12 protein-coding genes are annotated in these 15,382 nt (G+C 45.0%); 3 read left to right on the forward strand and 9 right to left on the reverse strand.

The features are described 5' to 3' along the window. Positions 1–11 precede the first annotated feature (11 nt). Genes ACI4L0_RS01415 through ACI4L0_RS01435 form a run of 5 tightly spaced genes read right to left on the reverse strand, consistent with a single transcriptional unit; the run spans position 12 to position 6,149 of the window. Complete coding sequence (locus ACI4L0_RS01415; RefSeq protein ID WP_439798387.1) at positions 12–1,451, reverse strand: bifunctional folylpolyglutamate synthase/dihydrofolate synthase; 1,440 nt, start codon at positions 1,449–1,451, stop codon at positions 12–14. After that, positions 1,444–2,289, reverse strand: coding sequence for a hypothetical protein (locus ACI4L0_RS01420; protein ID WP_439798388.1), 846 nt, complete (start codon positions 2,287–2,289; stop codon positions 1,444–1,446). Before ACI4L0_RS01420 ends, ACI4L0_RS01415 begins: the two co-directional genes overlap by 8 nt. After that, positions 2,286–4,517: a Gldg family protein gene (locus tag ACI4L0_RS01425; RefSeq protein WP_439798389.1), complete on the reverse strand. Its 2,232-nt coding sequence runs from the start codon at positions 4,515–4,517 to the stop codon at positions 2,286–2,288. The genes ACI4L0_RS01420 and ACI4L0_RS01425 overlap by 4 nt, the downstream gene beginning before the upstream one ends. Beyond that, positions 4,514–5,233: an ABC transporter ATP-binding protein gene (locus ACI4L0_RS01430; RefSeq protein WP_439798390.1), complete on the reverse strand. Its 720-nt coding sequence runs from the start codon at positions 5,231–5,233 to the stop codon at positions 4,514–4,516. The genes ACI4L0_RS01425 and ACI4L0_RS01430 overlap by 4 nt, the downstream gene beginning before the upstream one ends. Beyond that, a complete protein-coding gene (locus tag ACI4L0_RS01435) occupies positions 5,223–6,149 on the reverse strand; it encodes a ribonuclease Z (RefSeq protein WP_439798391.1) in 927 nt (308 codons plus the stop codon). Before ACI4L0_RS01435 ends, ACI4L0_RS01430 begins: the two co-directional genes overlap by 11 nt. 233 nt (positions 6,150–6,382) lie before the next feature. Here ACI4L0_RS01435 and ACI4L0_RS01440 point away from each other — a divergent pair, with 233 nt between their 5' ends. The 3 genes from ACI4L0_RS01440 (at position 6,383) to rfbD (ending at position 9,337) form a co-directional block, all read left to right on the forward strand. Beyond that, entirely contained in the window at positions 6,383–7,144 is a 762-nt protein-coding gene (locus ACI4L0_RS01440) for a DUF6675 family protein (RefSeq protein ID WP_439798392.1), read from the forward strand. A gap of 41 nt (positions 7,145–7,185) precedes the next feature. Then, positions 7,186–8,301 carry a mannose-1-phosphate guanylyltransferase gene (locus ACI4L0_RS01445; RefSeq protein WP_439798393.1) on the forward strand — a complete coding sequence of 372 codons (1,116 nt, stop codon included), beginning with the start codon at positions 7,186–7,188 and terminating at the stop codon, positions 8,299–8,301. A gap of 67 nt (positions 8,302–8,368) precedes the next feature. Further along, positions 8,369–9,337 (forward strand): dTDP-4-dehydrorhamnose reductase, encoded by a 969-nt coding sequence (gene rfbD / locus ACI4L0_RS01450; protein WP_439798394.1) that lies wholly within the window; start codon positions 8,369–8,371, stop codon positions 9,335–9,337. A 138-nt stretch (positions 9,338–9,475) separates the two neighbouring features. Here the strand turns inward: rfbD and ACI4L0_RS01455 are convergent, their stop codons facing one another. The 4 genes from ACI4L0_RS01455 to ACI4L0_RS01470 are packed head-to-tail and all read right to left on the reverse strand — an operon-like array spanning position 9,476 to position 15,375. Further along, on the reverse strand, positions 9,476–9,793 hold the full coding sequence (locus ACI4L0_RS01455) for a PG0541 family transporter-associated protein (RefSeq protein WP_439798395.1): 318 nt from the start codon (positions 9,791–9,793) through the stop codon (positions 9,476–9,478). 13 nt (positions 9,794–9,806) lie between these two features. Continuing rightward, entirely contained in the window at positions 9,807–12,995 is a 3,189-nt protein-coding gene (locus ACI4L0_RS01460) for an efflux RND transporter permease subunit (protein WP_439798396.1), read from the reverse strand. A gap of 33 nt (positions 12,996–13,028) precedes the next feature. Next, complete coding sequence (locus ACI4L0_RS01465; RefSeq protein WP_439798397.1) at positions 13,029–13,961, reverse strand: efflux RND transporter periplasmic adaptor subunit; 933 nt, start codon at positions 13,959–13,961, stop codon at positions 13,029–13,031. A gap of 1 nt (position 13,962) precedes the next feature. Beyond that, positions 13,963–15,375, reverse strand: coding sequence for a TolC family protein (locus tag ACI4L0_RS01470; RefSeq protein WP_439798398.1), 1,413 nt, complete (start codon positions 15,373–15,375; stop codon positions 13,963–13,965). Positions 15,376–15,382 lie beyond the last annotated feature (7 nt).

Below are 15,382 nucleotides of genomic sequence, written 5' to 3' on the forward strand. Positions count from 1 at the left end.
TTTTTCAGCGGCTATGCTATGGGGCTGTTTCCCGTCATTGTCCTTTGCGCCATGAGATATTTTTTCACTTCTGCAACAAGGTAAAATGAGCCGGTTACTAGAATTTCCTCGCGGTTTTCTGAAGCCCTGGCTAGTATATACGAAATTGCCTTTGTGTAGTCTGGAATTGGAATGTAGTCAACTCCGGCTGTGTCAAACGCTGCTTTCAGGCGCGGAAAATCAGATTTTTTTGTGCTTCCCGGCACTGTCAGTATAACCTGCCTGAATTTTCCCTTGAAAAGGGATGCAATCTGTTCCACATTTTTGTCTGCGGCGCACGCAAAAAGAAGCTGGGTGTCTGTGCTATGGCTGGGGAAAAGCCTTGAAAATGTGTCCAGTGTGCACCCTATGCTTTTTACAGTATGCGCTCCGTCAAGTATAAGCTGTGGAATTCCCGTGAACGGAGTGCCTTCAAGCTGCGCACATTCAAATCTTCCCGGAAGCGATGCTTTTGCAAGCCCCTGTTCAATTATGCTTTCCTCTATTTCTGGAATCGCTGTTTTTACAGCAAGGGCTGCAACCGCCGCATTTTGTGCCTGAAACGCGCCGAGCATTGAAAGTGAAACTGAAAGCTCTCTTTTGAATAAGCAGGAACTGATTGAAAAGGACATTTCCACTTTATTCTGTCTAAAAAAGTTTACATCATAAGAAGTGTTTGAGGTGCACTGTGTATTTTTGTATACAACTTCAGATATTTTACAGGTTTCATTAGTGAAGTAGATCGGCGCATTTTTTTCTTCCGCTTTTTTTCTGAGTACAGATTTTACAGAATCCTTCTGTCCGAGGGCGACAACGGGTACACCCTGCTTTATTATTCCTGCCTTCTCTGCCGCGATAAGTTCTTCGGTGTTCCCGAGGAATTCAGTGTGCTCAAGTTCTATCTGGCCTATGCAGCTGCATATCGGTGTGATGACATTTGTGGCATCAAGCCTTCCTCCTATTCCCACTTCGTAGACTGCATAGTCTGTTTCAGCATTTTTAAAGCACAACATTCCAAGGAGCGTTGCAAGCTCAAACCACGTGACTGGTCTGCCGCCCGGAAGATCCTGGGTTTTTATGGATGATATGCTTTCCATGAGCTGCCTGACAGATTTTTCATAGACAGCTTCGGGAAATATTCCGGATGCCGTGCCTATGCGCTCTGAAAAATTCAGGATATGCGGCGAGGAATAAAGCCCTGTGGAAAATCCAGCCTCTTCAAGAATGCAGGCAATCATTTTTGAAATGGAGCCTTTTCCCTTGCTTCCTGCCACGTGAAAGCTCGGGCAGCACTTCTGTGGCTCGGAAAGTCTTTTGCACAGAAATTCCATTGTATCCAGCCAGAAAATATTTTTGGCTGGTGTCTGCTCAAAATTCAGGTATTCATCCGCGAAATTTTCAAAGACTGCTAAAGCTGATTTTTTTTCATTCATTGCTTTCCTCCAGGAACTTGTTATATGTCCACTGGCTTATGGAATATCTGTAGTTTATGGATTTCACCGCTTCTGCATCTTCCCCCTGCGGAAAAAAAAGAGGAATCACGATGTATGAATTTTCCCGGCTGTAAATTGAATAGACAGCCTTTGTTTCGTTTGGAAATATTCTTGTGATCACTTTTTCTGGCTTGATGCTGGAGGACGGCGAAAGATACACGAGCGGGCCTCTTCTTAAACTGGAGCTGCTTTCCGCTCCGCTTGCACAAACGGGCGCTATATATGGATCCGCCCAAAATGATGAATCCTTGAATACAAAAGCTGAAAGCCCCGTTTTTGTTTCCCAGACAGTCTGGTCGTTGGCTGTTCTAAGCGATATTCTTTCTGTGATGGAATCTTCCGCTCCAAAAAAAAGATCGCATTCTTTTTCATGATTGCCCTTGAAAAAAGTCAGGCGGCAGGAATTTTTTTCATCCACGCCAAGCTTTTCCCATGATGATACGCGGTCGGCTTTTTTGAAAAGAGTGTGCTCCTTTTCAGCCTCTGAAAGCAGACGCTCCATTGTCTGTGTGTCGCAGGGCCAGTTTATTGTCATGTTGGAAGCGTCATCTGTTCCGATCCATGCTCTGCCTTTTTTTGCGATGACAATCAGGCTTTTGTCCACGGCATTGAAAATTTCAACAGAGGAAATTTCTTTTGCGCTGTCAATGAATTTCAGCCTTGAAACTTCAGGCGAATTTTTTTTTGTGAGCGGAATAAAAACAAGCAGAGCAAGCAGAAGTATAAGATCGAAACCATAAAAAATTAAAAGAGCTTTTTTTTGTGAAAGCTGCTTCATCTATTGAACCTCCTTCTCCATGCGGAGAAAACAAAACCTAACATTAGGATTATGGCGGCAGGAATTCCGCATGATGCGGCAAGTGTTTTTATGGCTGCCTGCCTGAAATTTTCGCGGTCGATTTTGTAGATTGATGTGCCGCAGCCTGTTTTTTTCTTCAGCTCAAGAAGCTCTGTCTGATCTGTGAGTGAGAAAATTCCGCTGCATAAAAAATCAAGACTGCGTGAATCTGCGTCAAGGAGAGAACTTGAATTGTATGCAAGAAGCGAGTCAGAAAAAGTGTACTGGTCTGCAAAAAGTATAAGCGACGGTGCCTTGCTGTTTTTTTTAGCGGAAGCGGCGCACAGTGTAAAAGATGAATATTCATCTTCTGATTCCGCGGATTTTGGAACGGCAAAAGGATTCGTTATGAATTCCTGGTTTCTGTCTGTCTGCCATGCCCTGGCGCTGGTGAAAAGAAGAGGCTCTGTTTTCATGTCCTCTATCTCTGCGATGTCGCTGTCAATGTCAAAGGCGCACGGCCAGAACATGGAAAGCCCGGAGCCGGCGTTTTTCTGCGGGCGCAGAAGAATCCACAGCGGATAGTTTACGTATTCAGTCTGAAGCGGCTTTTGCATTCCATCTGTGTCCTGCGTGCTTGACATTGTGATGCGGAGGCTTGAAATGTCGCATGTAAGGGTCTGCTTGAAATATATACCGAATGTAAACATAAGCCGCTCAAAAAGCCTGTTCGATTCATTTTGCTTTATCATCCAGTTGTCTTCAAAGTCTACTGAAAATGGCTGGGATGCCGCAAAAACTTTTCCGCCGTCAAGAATAAATCTTTCAAGCGCCGAGCAGTCTTCCCTTGTGAAGGTGTCGCTTCCGAATACAACCAGCGGAACATCAGGAAGCTCGTTGAACGACATTCCAGGCTTTATGCCCTTTTCAGACGGAAGTACAGAGTGAATCACGGAAAATCCTTCAGCCTCAAGATACTGTGCGGCAAGACTGTAGCCCGGATTTGGAAACGAAGCGCAGAGAAGCTGAACGGGATTGCTTTTTTCCTCGGTGAGTGATTCTATTTTTCTTGTCAGGTCGAATTCCAGTCTGGATAAATTCAGCGCGAATGGAATCACTTCGCTTTTTCCAAGGTAGTCGATTTTTATTGCGGAATATACAAAAAGCGTGCTTGTTTCATTTTCTGCGGATGAAATCTTCATCGGGTAGCCGCGTATTCCTGCCTCTGAAAGCCGTTCCGCTTCCTTTTTTGAGGGGTTTATTATTTCAAGGGAAACTCTGCGCGATTGCCCTGCATAGGATTCAAGAAATTCTGTTATGTCCCTGACCTGGGGATACAGATTTTTTAGGCGCGGGCTGAGGTAGTAGGAAATGGAAAGCGGATCTTCAATTCTGCTCAGAACCTGCCTGCTGTATCTGCTTACGCTGAATGTTTTTGTCGGCGTGAAGTCTATGCCAAGATTGAGGCTTTCGTTTACAGCGATAAAAAGAATAAATGTCACGGCGAAAGCGCGCTTGGTTTTCCTGAGATACGGCGAGCAGTTTCCCATTCTGTCTTCCTGGACAAAATACGAAAGCGCATAAAAAAGAACGCTGCATGACACAAGAAAAAGAAAACCCGTAACGCTGAAAATTCCCTTGGAAAAAGGATCGAATCTCCATGCAAAGGAAATAAAGCGCACCGCTTTTCCGGCCGCATCCGGTATGTTCATATAGAGCGGAATTATATGAGCTGAATTTACACAGGCAAGCAAAAACGCCGAAACTATAAACGCCGCTCCTGTATTTTTCAGCGTGCGGAAAATAAAAACCGTAAATGAAACCGCGGCTGCAAGGTAGAACAGAATTCCTGCAAAGCCCACAAGCAGCTGGCTTGCTTCAATGTCGCCGAAAAACGAAACGCATATCGGAATGACGGCGGAAAACAAAGCGTTCATACAGCACACCGAAAAAACTGAAATGAATTCCGGCAGCGGCTGTAAAACCGGCTCAAGCGCAAAGTTCCTGTTTACGGAAGAAGAAATTGAAACAAGCCCGGGAATAAAAAGAATGCACGCCGGTGGAAAAGCCGAAAAAAATCTGTGCAGGTCTGTTGTTCCCGCTCCAAGAAAAAACTGCTGCCCTATAAAAAATTTCAGCGACAGAAAAATTCCAAACGCGGCGGTCAAAATATATGTAAGAGGATGAACTGCAAAGTTAAAAAAATATCTTTTCAAAATAGCTTTCATTTTTTTGTTTCCGTGGCGCAGATAAAGGCTTCCTCCAGATTTCTGCAGCCGAATTTTTTTATGACGGAGTCCCGGTTTCCTGAGGCGGCGACTTCTCCTCTGCTGATGATGTAAAGTTTTGAGCAGAGCAGCGAAGCTTCATCTATGCGGTGTGTTGAAAGAATTATTGTCATTGAGCGGGAAAGTTCTGTGAGTTTTTCCCTGAACGAAGCTGTCTGTGCAGGATCAAGCCCCGCGGAAAATTCATCAAGCACGAGAACCTTTGGATTTCTGCATATTGCCTTTGCCAGACTTGTGCGCTGCCTGTAGCCTTTTGAAAGCGCGTGCACTTTGCTCTTTTCAAAATCTTCCAGTCCGCATATTGAAACTGCTTTTTCCACCGACTGAAATGCGCTCTCCTTTTTTTGCCCTGAAAGCTCAGCTTCCAGCCAGAGGGTTTCTCTGACGGTAAGACGTGAATCAAGCTCAGGGAATTCCGGCACAAAGGCAGTGAATTTTCTCAGCATCGCGGAATCCTCTGCACCGCAGACTTTTACTGCCCCGGACGTCGGATAGTGCAGTCCGCAGATTGCCTTCAGTATGGAAGTTTTCCCGGCGCCGTTTGGTCCTAGAATTCCTGTTATGGAATTTTCCTCTGCGAAAAAATCAATGTTCATGCAAGCCTCGGTTGAACCGTAGCTTTTGCAGAATGAAATCAGCTCGACATTATTCGACATAGGGAATCTCGATTCTAAGCCTGTCTCTTGTAAGGAACGTTTCCGGGTAAACCTGGCGCGCCTGCTCTAAAAGGATAGAAAGCTCCTTGTCGTTGTAGCGCGGACTATAATGTATAAGCCCCATCCTGAGCGCCTGTGCATCACGGGCAATCGTTGCGGCCTGTCGTGAAGTCATGTGCTTTTTTTCCTTTGCCTGGTCTGCGCAGCTGTCCTCGAACATCCCCTCGCAGATAAGAAGATCGCTTCCCTTCACTTCCCTTGCGATTGAAGGAAGATACATTGTATCAGTCACAAAACTGAATTTCCTGCCGCTCCTGCATTTGCCCACAACCTGCTCCGGCTTTATCTCTTCTCCGTCTTCATTTAGAACGCTTTCGCCGTGCTGAAGCTTGCCCCATAATGGACCGCGCGGAATTTTTAAGCGCTGGGCTTCCTCCGGATTGAATTCACCCGGCCGGTCAAGCTCCTCCAGTGTATAGCCCACGCAAGTCTTTGTGTGCTCCAGCGGAAATGCGCGTATGTAAAAACCGTCGCCCTCGTATATAACGCCCGGCTCTGTTATTTCCTTTACGACAATCGGATAGTTTATATACATGTCAAGAACTTTCCTGCTTGTTTCTATGTACTCAGAAATTTTTGGCGGTCCGAAGATATACAGAGGCTCGCTCCTGTCAACCTGTGATGAAAGCATAAGAATTCCTGGAAGACCTGTAACGTGGTCGGCATGTGTATGGGAAACAAAAATTGCATTGATTTTTTTCCATTTCAAGTTCAGCCGCCTGAGCGAAACCTGAGTTCCTTCTCCGCCGTCAAATAAAAACAAATCCCCGTCCCTGCGCAGTAAAACAGATGTAAGGTGACGGTACGGCAGCGGCATCATTCCTCCGCAGCCCAAAATAAAAGCTTCCATATTCATAAAAAATGATTTTATATAAAAAAATAAGTTTCTTCAATCTGATTTGTTTGCTCTTTTGACTTTCGCAGATGACAGCGGAAAGCTTTTGCAGACCGGTGTTTTTATAACTTTCCTGGTGTAACCTTGAAAGAGGCTGTTTTATTCATTATAATGAAAAGAACCTTTAAAAACTGAGTTTTTTCCAGGTTTCCCTTACATTTCCGGATATTCCTAAAAAACGAATGGAGATTGCATTGAAAACTTTCTTAAAAAAAATTGCGGCGGCTGTTTTTGTTTTATCAGGAGCCTGCGCCCTTTTATTTTCAAATTCACCCTACAACGAAAATCTATCAGATGAAGACAGAGCTGTTTTGAGCGAAGGAAGCACTGTGATAAAAAATACCGCTTCCTATAAGAAGATGTGCATAAAAAGCGATAATCCCTATGTAAAAAGGGCTGTTGAAACTGTTTCAAAACTGAAGCCAGCCTACCTCGCTGAAGTCATCAGGGAATATCCGTACGAGGGAAACGAAAATCTCATGGATAATTTTTCTTCGCTTGTTATGGATATTCCGTCATACGCAGGAATTCCCTATTATTCAGAGCGCGCGGAAGAATGGTATGACCTTTATTCTTCTGCAAAGATAGTTTCTTCCGGGACAGACGGAGATGTTCAGACCGTGAAGGCTGACTTTGAAATGAAGCCGTTCGGACTTGTGGAAATGCGGATAGTCTCTGAAAAAGGAGATGCCTGCTATTATTACGAGTCGACAAATCTTTCCACAATGCGCTATTACGACAAATTCAACTGCGTAAGCCCTGAGTGCATGAAATCCATAATAGTTATTTTCAGGGAAGAGGAAAAATGGATTCTTTACGGAATCGGGGCAGTCAAGGCTCCAAGCGTTTTTTTTCTGAGAGAGCGTGTGGACACTTCATTTATGAACAGAATAAAGACATTCTGCGCATATTTCTTTGAAAAGATGGAAAAGAAAGAAGAAACATCTGAAAACTAAAAAAGAACTTTGTCTGAAATCGCTTTTTACAGGAGAATAACATGGGCAAAACCGGTTTTACCGATATTGTGATACTTGCAGGAGGATTCGGAGACAGGCTGTGGCCGGCTTCAATTCCTGAGTTTCCAAAGCAGTTTATGGCGCTGGAGGACGGAATTTCATTTATCCAGACTGCCATTATGCGTGCGCTGGATGTTGAGCCGTCAGGGAAAATTCTTGTTGTTTCCCGCCCTGAAATCTGCGGAGAGCTTACAAGGCAGGTTGAAAATTTAAAGCCGGTGCTTTCTTCCAGCCACAGGGAAAAAATCAGCAATGACCTTTATGTGATTGCAGAGCCGTGTCCCCGCCACACTTGCCCACCTCTTCTGCTTGCATGCAAATTTCTTGAGCTTTCCAGCAAAAGCGAGCATTTGATTCTTGTTCTTACAAGCGACCATGTTATAGGTCCTATGGAAAATTTCGTGCGGGACTGCCATAAGGCCGCGGAATTTGTTGCGCAGGGAAATTTTGTGTGTTTCGCCATTCCGCCTGCGGAGCCTTCAACCGGATTCGGCTATATAAAAACTGGAATTCCACTTGACGCGGAAGAGTCGGTCTTTAAAATTGACAGCTTCAAGGAAAAGCCTGATCTGGAAACTGCCCGCGCCTATCTTGCCACTGGAAAGTATGCCTGGAACAGCGGAATGTTCGGTTTTTCAGCTTCGCTTTTTGAGGATGAAATAAAAAAGTATGAGCCTGAAATGCACGAGGCGTTCAAGGTGTTTGATACTGCGAAGCTTCCGGAATGCAAAATTCTGAATTCCATAAAATATATTGAAGGCTGGGAGCCTTTGGTGGATTCCTACAGCAAAACAAAAGCTGTTGCGGTTGACAATGCAGTCGCCGAGCGCACGGACAGGGCTGTTGCAGTGAAGGCTTCGTTTGACTGGGATGATGTCGGGAGCTGGGATTCGTTTGAAAAGTATTTTAAAAAGGACAGCGGAGATTTTATTTCAGTGGAAAGCAGCGGAAATTTTGTCTATTCCGATATGCCCGTGGCTCTGTGCGGAGTGCAGGATTTGATTGTTGTTGTGAAAAATGGTAAGATTCTCGTCATGAAAAAGGGAGCCAGCTCTTCCATGCGGGAAGTCGTGAAGAAATTCAAGGAAAAAAATTAATCTGGCTTTTTGAAATTTCCTTGTAAGACAGTTTTCCGCAGTTGATTTTTGTATTTTGGAGCGAAAAATGGTTTGGCTAATCGGTTACAAAGGAATGCTTGGAAGTGAAGTTGCAAGGCAGCTTACAGAAAATAAAATCAGATGGATTGGCAGCGGAAGCGAGGTTGATATAACAGATTCCGTTGCGCTTTCCAAGTTTGCCCGCGATCATGGAACTGAGGCCGGAAGAACGGGAATTTCAGTTGCGCGCAAAACCGTTCCTGAAAAAATAACATGGGTCATAAACTGCGCCGCCTATACTGCTGTGGACAAGGCCGAAACTGAAATCGATTCCGCTGAAAAACTCAATGCCGAGGGGCCTAAGAACGTAGCGCGCATTACAAGGGAGCTTGGCGCAAAGCTTATTCATATTTCAACCGACTATGTTTTTGACGGCAGCGGAAATATTCCCTATACAGAGGATATGCCAAAATGCCCTGTTTCTGTCTACGGAAAAACAAAGGCTTTAGGCGAAGATTTCGTGGAAAAAGAGATGACGCAGTACTATATTTTGAGGACTTCCTGGCTCTACGGATTTGATGGCGGAAATTTTGTATACACCATGGCAAAAAATATGAATGTCAGGGATGAGCTTTGCGTTGTATCTGATCAGAAGGGTACGCCGACTTGCGCTGTGGATTTGGCGGCTTTGATTTTAAAAATAATGTGCGTGTCTGAAAAAGCAAAAAGCCTGTTCGGAAAAAAATCCGCCCTGCCCTACGGAATTTACAACTTTTCCAATCTCGGGGAAACAACATGGTTTGACTTTGCCCGTAAAATTTATGAGCTTGGAAAAAAATACGGTAAAATCACAAGGGATTGCACTGTGAATTCCTGCGCTTCAGAAGAATATCCTACAGCAGCCGCAAGACCTGCCTATTCTGTGCTGAGCAAGGAAAAAATACAGTCAGCTCTTAAAATAAAAATCCCCGAGTGGCAGGACAGTCTTGAAAAGTTTATAAAAAGCGAGCGTTTCATGCCCAGCCCCTCCGTGTAGTTTTGAAAAGCATTGACTTGCATAGCCTTAATGTAAAATTGTTTCCAAGGAAAATAGAATTTTGTAAAGCTTGAACTTCCAATCTTTACTGAATCTAAAAAAAACAGCCTGCTGCCAGCAGGCTGTTTTTTTTGTTTTTTATATTTCAGTTCCGCTTCCTATAAAGCAGCCGATTCCCTCTGTAATAAAGAGCTTTCTGAGTTTTACTACAATCTGCTTTATTTTTTCGGCATCCTCTTCTGTGCAGTAGATTATGTACATTGTGTTCAGCTGCGGCCATACTGCATCACCGAGATGCGGATTGCTGTATCCTGCTCCCATAACAGGAGAAACTTTTGTGTAGTGCTTGGCTACTCCATTCTTTTCAAACTCCTCGGAAAAATCTTCCTCCAGAGCCTGGGAGCATATTATTTCAACACGCACACGCGGAATATTCTTTTCATATTCATCTGCCATATTTTCCTCCAAATCAGCTGTTTCTTGCATTGATGGCATCAAGCTTCTTTTTCTGAAGAGCTTCCTTTTTAGCAGCTTTCTTTGCCGCTTTCCTGATTCTTCTTGAGTTCACGATATAGTAGATTGAAGGCATGAGGAACAGTGTCATAAGCGAGCCGAACGACATTCCGCCGAATGTTGTGAGAGATATTGGCTGCATTGAAGTTGAGCCTTCTCCCGGGAAGAACGCCATAGGAGCCAGTGAAATAACTGTTGTAAGCGTACTCATCAGAATAGGTCTAAGTCTGTTTCTTGCGGCCTCAATACAGGCTTCTTCAAGCTGATAGCCTCTTTTGCGCAGAAGGTTTGTATAGTCGACAAGAACAATACCGTTGTTGACGATACTTCCTACAAGAACGAGCATACCCATGATTGTAATAACGCTCAGCTGCTGTCCTACGAGCGCGTAGATTGTTATAACTCCGATGAACGAAAGCGGAATTGTAAGCAGAACAATGAACGGATCCACAAGGGACTCGAACTGGCTTGCCATGACGATGAATACAAGAGCCGCCGCCAGAATAATGATTGCGCCGAAGTTTACAACAGCTTCCATCATGTCTTCGTAGTCGCCGCTTATCGAGATTGTCACAGCATCGTCCTTTGGAATATTGTCATTGATGAGCTTCAGAAGTCCTGCCTGTACAACATCAAGCGAAACTCCGCTAACAGGCTTTGCTGTTACGTGGATAATTCTTGACTGATCCTCGCGCAGGATTGAAACCGGCGAAAGGTTCTCTTCATAATGCGCAAAGCTTGAAAGAGGAATGCGCTGGCCGCTTGAGTTTACAACGGAAATCTGGTCAAGGTCGCTGAGCTTCTTTCTGTCCTTTTCAGAGAAGCGGACAACTACATCAATGTCGTCACCCATCTTTGTGTAGCGGCTGGCAGTCTTTCCGTTTATGGCCGCGTTTATCTCATCGCCGATATTGTATATATTTAGCCCGAGCTCATACATTCTGTCTCTGTCCACAACAATTTCAGCCTGCGGAAGTCCGTCTTCAACATCGCTTGAAACTTCTGTAACAAGGTCAGCGCCCTGCTCTCTCAGAAGCTTTTCAACGCGGACTGCGGTTTCACGAACCAGATTCAGGTCATCGCACTTGATGTCAACGCTCATTTCACCTGAAGATGCGCTGTTGGAATTTGTGGAGAACGAAAGCTTGGCGCCCGGAATTGTGTTGAAATATTTTCTGAGCTTGTCCTTGGCGGTCTTTTCGTTGTCCCAGCCTTTTTCGCGCTCGTCCGCATCATAAAGTGTCCATGTGATTACACCTGTGTTTGTTTCAGAGCTTGCGGAAATAACGCTTGTTCCTCCGACTGTCACGGAAGCGTACTTTACGCCTACAAGCTCTTTCTTTCCGATTTCAGCGAGTGTGTCCAGGGTTTCCTCTGTAACTTCAAGCGTTGTTCCCATCGGAAGCTCTACGTCGATTCCCACAGTTGTGGACGCGGTTTCCGGCATGAAGATAAAGCCTACAAATTTCACGCTGAAAATTGAAATAAAGAAGCACAGAACCAGCACGCCGATAAAAATTTTTCTGTGGTGAAGAACAAAGCGGACACCCTTTGCGTATGCGTTGTCAAGCCACAGGAAGAATCTGTTGAACGCCTGGTTCATTCCGTAGCCGATTCCAGAGCGGTTCTCATCAACAATCTTGTCAATCTTCAGGTAGCTTGAGCAGAGAACCGGAACGAGAGCCATGGCAACTATGAGGGAGCACATCAATGAGAAAATAATAGTGTATGCAAGGCTGTCGAACATCTGTCCCATGATTCCGAGTTTTTTCTTGAACAGAATCATCGGAAGGAAAACGCATACAGAAGTCAGCGTGGAGGCAGTAATCGAAGTGATCATTTCCTGGCTTCCGAGAATAGCCGCAACCTTGAGCTTTGCATCTCTCTGGCGGTAGGCATAGATGTTTTCAAGAACAACGATTGAGTTGTCAACAAGCATACCTATTCCAAGAAGAAGGCCAGCCATTGAAATCATGTTGATTGTCATGCCTCGGAAATACATAAGCATGAGCGTGATGAATACTGAAATCGGAATTGAAAGTCCGATGATAAATGTTGTTTTAAATGAGCGCAGGAAGATAAAAAGAATCGCAATGGCAAGAAGCGCACCCTGGATAACGGAAGTAACAACTTCATTGATTGTCTGCTCGATGATGTCGACACTGTTCGATGTTTCAACCAGGGAAATTCCGCTCGGAAGATCGTCCTTGAGTTTTCCCATTGTCTTTCTTACATTTCTTGCGGCGGTAACGGAATTTTTTCCGCTCTGCTTCTGAATCTGAAGCATTACACATGGCTTTCCGTCAAGAAAAGCGAGAGTGCTTTCGTCCTTGTATCCCTCGTAGACATCGGCTATATCACGGAGCTTTACAGTGACCATGCGGGAGTTGTCAAGAGAATCCGGCTTGTATGTGATTACGGTATTCTTCAGCTCCTCGATGCTGCTGTATTTTCCGCTTGTCTTGATTGTGTAGTTCTTGTCTCCTGCTGTTATTGTTCCGCCCGAGCTTTGAATGTTCTGGGCTCCGATCATCTGGGAAATTGTTGAAATTGTAAGTCCGTATGCCTCGAGCCTGTCCCTTGGAATATCAACGTTGATTGACTCCTCGCGGCCGCCGATTACATTTGCGGATGCAACACCGTCAAGCTGCTCAAATCTAGGCTGGATGATGTCCTCCGCGATTGTGCGCAGCTCCTCCTGTGTCATGTCGCCCTGAACCGCAATATTCATGATAGGCATCATGGAAGGGTCGAGCTTGAGTGTTATAGGAGAATCCGCTTCGTCCGGGAAATAGCTTCTTACAAGGTCAATCTTGTCGCGGATTTCTATGGCTGCGGTGTCAAGGTTTGTTCCGTAGTCAAATTCCATGAATATGATGCTTGCGCCTGACTGAGAGGTTGACTGCATCTTCTTAAGTCCGCTTACACCGGAAAGAGAGCTTTCCATGACACGGCTAAGGCTCTGCTCAACTTCCTCCGGGCCTGCGTCGTCGTATGCTGTGTATACAACCATGTACGGCAGATCCATGTCAGGATACATGTCTACAGGCATATCAAAAATACAAAAGATTCCAAGCGCGACCATTATAAAGAAAACAAGAATAGTCGTAACCGGCTTGTTTACACATTTTTCTGAAAATGTCATATTTTATTCCTTGCTAACAATTTAGAAGCAGTTTTATTTTTCAACAGCTTTTCCTGAAATAGAAACAATCTTTACCTTTGAGTTGTCGCTCAAAAGAGACTGGCCTTTTATGATGATAGTGTCTCCTGCCTTCAGTCCTTCCTGAATTTCAGTGCGGTTATCCACTGTAAGGCCTTCCTTTATAGAAATCATTGAAACTGTAGTGCTCATGTCGGCGGTGTTTGTAACAAAGACATAGGGCTTTCCGTCGCGGTAGATGATTGCATCATTCGGAATTACAACAGCAGTTTCTATTGTGTCTGTTATGAGCTTTACGCGCGCATACATTCCAGCCTTGATTCTAGAATCAGCCGGCTCCACCTTGAGCTTTGCAAGCATTGTGCGGCTCGTTGTGTCCAGAACAGGCGAAACTTCAAACACGCGGGCTATGAATTCAACTCCCGGATATGCGTCAAGTGTGACAATCGCTTTCTGGTTTTCCTTTATGCGGCTTATGAAACGCTCGGCGACATTGATTTTTATCTGAAGCTCGTCAGTGTCGCTCACCTTTGCGATTGAATAGCTCGGAGAAACCATTGTTCCGATTGTAGGAGGAAATGATGTGACTCTTCCTGTGATCGGGGATTTTACAGGGTTTTCGCTGTAGTTCATTCCAGGGCGGCTCGGGTCTACATAAGCGATAATCTGGTCTTTGTGCACTGTGTCGCCCACTGCAACCGTTATGCGGGAAATTTTTCCTGATGCATCCGGATATACATCCACAGCGGAAACAGAGGAAATATCTCCTCCGAATTCAAGGTAGTTGTCAAGGTTTCCGACCTGCACAACGTCAGCGTTTACAGCGTAGACTGTCTCTGCCTCTTCATTTTCGCCTGCGCCGGAATTCTTTCCCTTGCATGCTACCATAACTGATGACGCAAAAAGCGCGGCTAAAATAACAGATGTTTTTACAATAGTTTTTTTCATTTTATTTTTCTCCTCCGGTAAGTTTTGTATTCAGGGTTGTTTCAAGATCAATCAGCGCTGAAATATAGTTGTATTTCTGCTTGGCAAGTCCGAGCTTTGCAGTGTTAAGCTGGTTTTCAGCATCGCGCACATCAAGAAGCTCCTTTGTTCCGTTGCGGTATGCGCGAAGTGTCATGTCATAAGAACGCTGTGCAAGTGTTATGCTCCTGTTCATGGACTGTATCTGCTCGCGCGCCTGTGTCAGAGTGTCAACTGATTTTCTGACTTCCATCTTCTGGCTCTCAAGGAATTTTTCCCTTTCGATTTTCTGCTTGTCAAGATTCGCCTGCAAGTCCTTTGCCTGCTGTCTGTTAGAAGAGAACGGAAGAAGGTTTGTAAGGTTCCAGCCGATTGTAAAGCTCACAGAGCCTGAGTCAGTCCAGTCTCCGCCGTTTGGAAATCCGCCCTTGTCAGCATCAAGAAAATCAGTGAGCATCGGCTTGAATCCATAGCTTATATTGAAATACGGAGTGTATGTGCTCAGGTTCAGGGCATCAAGGTTGCGCTGCATAATCTCAATTCCCTTGTCGAGCTGCTGAAGGCTGAGGCTGTTCTTGCCGTATTTTTCAAGCAGTGTATCGTAGTTCAAGTCCACGTAGAACGGCTCTATTTTTCCCTGAAGCACAATGTCTGTTCCCACAGGAAGCCCAAGAAGGAACGCAAAATTGTCTATTTCCTGCCTGAACTCGCGCTCGAGGTTTGAAACTTCAGGACGCTTGTTTTCGTAGGTAACCTGCGCCTGGAGAAGAGCAAGCTCTGAAGCCATTCCGTTCTTGAAATTCGCTTCCGCCTGAATCATGCGCTGGCGTGAATTTTCAAGGGTCGTGCGCTCCAAATTCAGGTTTTCCTGCTGGAGGAGCAAGGCGTAAAAGAGCTTTTTTACAGCAACTTCCGTCTGCACAAGGCTCTGCTCGTAGCTGATTTTTCCGCTTTCATAGTCAGCCTTTGCAGCTCTTATCTGCTGGATTTTTGCGAGGCTGAAAGTCCAGTCCGCCGAAATTCCAGCGATGCCAGTCCACTTCATGCTTTCTGTTTCTTTCACCTTGGGAAGGCTCGCTACAGACATGACCATGTTTGTGGTTTCAAGATTAGAAGAAATGTCCGTTGTTCTGTTCAGTGTTCCGGTTGCATTCACGTCAGGAAGCAGGACATTCCATGCATTTTGTCCGGCGCGCTTCTTTATCTCAAGGTCAATGTCCGCGGTCTTGAGATTATGGCTGTGGTCGAGCGCATAGTCCACTGCCTCATAAATTGTCAGCTTGACTGTTTTTTTCTCTGCGGAAGCTTTATTCTCCGCTTTTTCCTGAGAATAGACAACTGCAGTGAGTGCAAGCAGCGCGGCAGCTGCAGAAAGCACTTTTCTTCTAAAAATCATCTCTTTC

The sequence above is a fragment of the Treponema sp. genome (assembly GCF_051883275.1).
Classification (GTDB): domain Bacteria; phylum Spirochaetota; class Spirochaetia; order Treponematales; family Treponemataceae; genus Treponema_D.

Coding starts and splice junctions, on each gene's coding strand:
- ACI4L0_RS01470 (WP_439798398.1), bottom strand. CDS start 15,375: ATGATTTTTAGAAGAAAAGTGCTTTCTGCAGCTGCCGCGCTGCTTGCA.
- ACI4L0_RS01445 (WP_439798393.1), top strand. CDS start 7,186: ATGGGCAAAACCGGTTTTACCGATATTGTGATACTTGCAGGAGGATTC.
- ACI4L0_RS01455 (WP_439798395.1), bottom strand. CDS start 9,793: ATGGCAGATGAATATGAAAAGAATATTCCGCGTGTGCGTGTTGAAATA.
- rfbD (WP_439798394.1), top strand. CDS start 8,369: ATGGTTTGGCTAATCGGTTACAAAGGAATGCTTGGAAGTGAAGTTGCA.
- ACI4L0_RS01415 (WP_439798387.1), bottom strand. CDS start 1,451: ATGAATGAAAAAAAATCAGCTTTAGCAGTCTTTGAAAATTTCGCGGAT.
- ACI4L0_RS01425 (WP_439798389.1), bottom strand. CDS start 4,517: ATGAAAGCTATTTTGAAAAGATATTTTTTTAACTTTGCAGTTCATCCT.
- ACI4L0_RS01430 (WP_439798390.1), bottom strand. CDS start 5,233: ATGTCGAATAATGTCGAGCTGATTTCATTCTGCAAAAGCTACGGTTCA.
- ACI4L0_RS01460 (WP_439798396.1), bottom strand. CDS start 12,995: ATGACATTTTCAGAAAAATGTGTAAACAAGCCGGTTACGACTATTCTT.
- ACI4L0_RS01465 (WP_439798397.1), bottom strand. CDS start 13,961: ATGAAAAAAACTATTGTAAAAACATCTGTTATTTTAGCCGCGCTTTTT.
- ACI4L0_RS01435 (WP_439798391.1), bottom strand. CDS start 6,149: ATGAATATGGAAGCTTTTATTTTGGGCTGCGGAGGAATGATGCCGCTG.
- ACI4L0_RS01420 (WP_439798388.1), bottom strand. CDS start 2,289: ATGAAGCAGCTTTCACAAAAAAAAGCTCTTTTAATTTTTTATGGTTTC.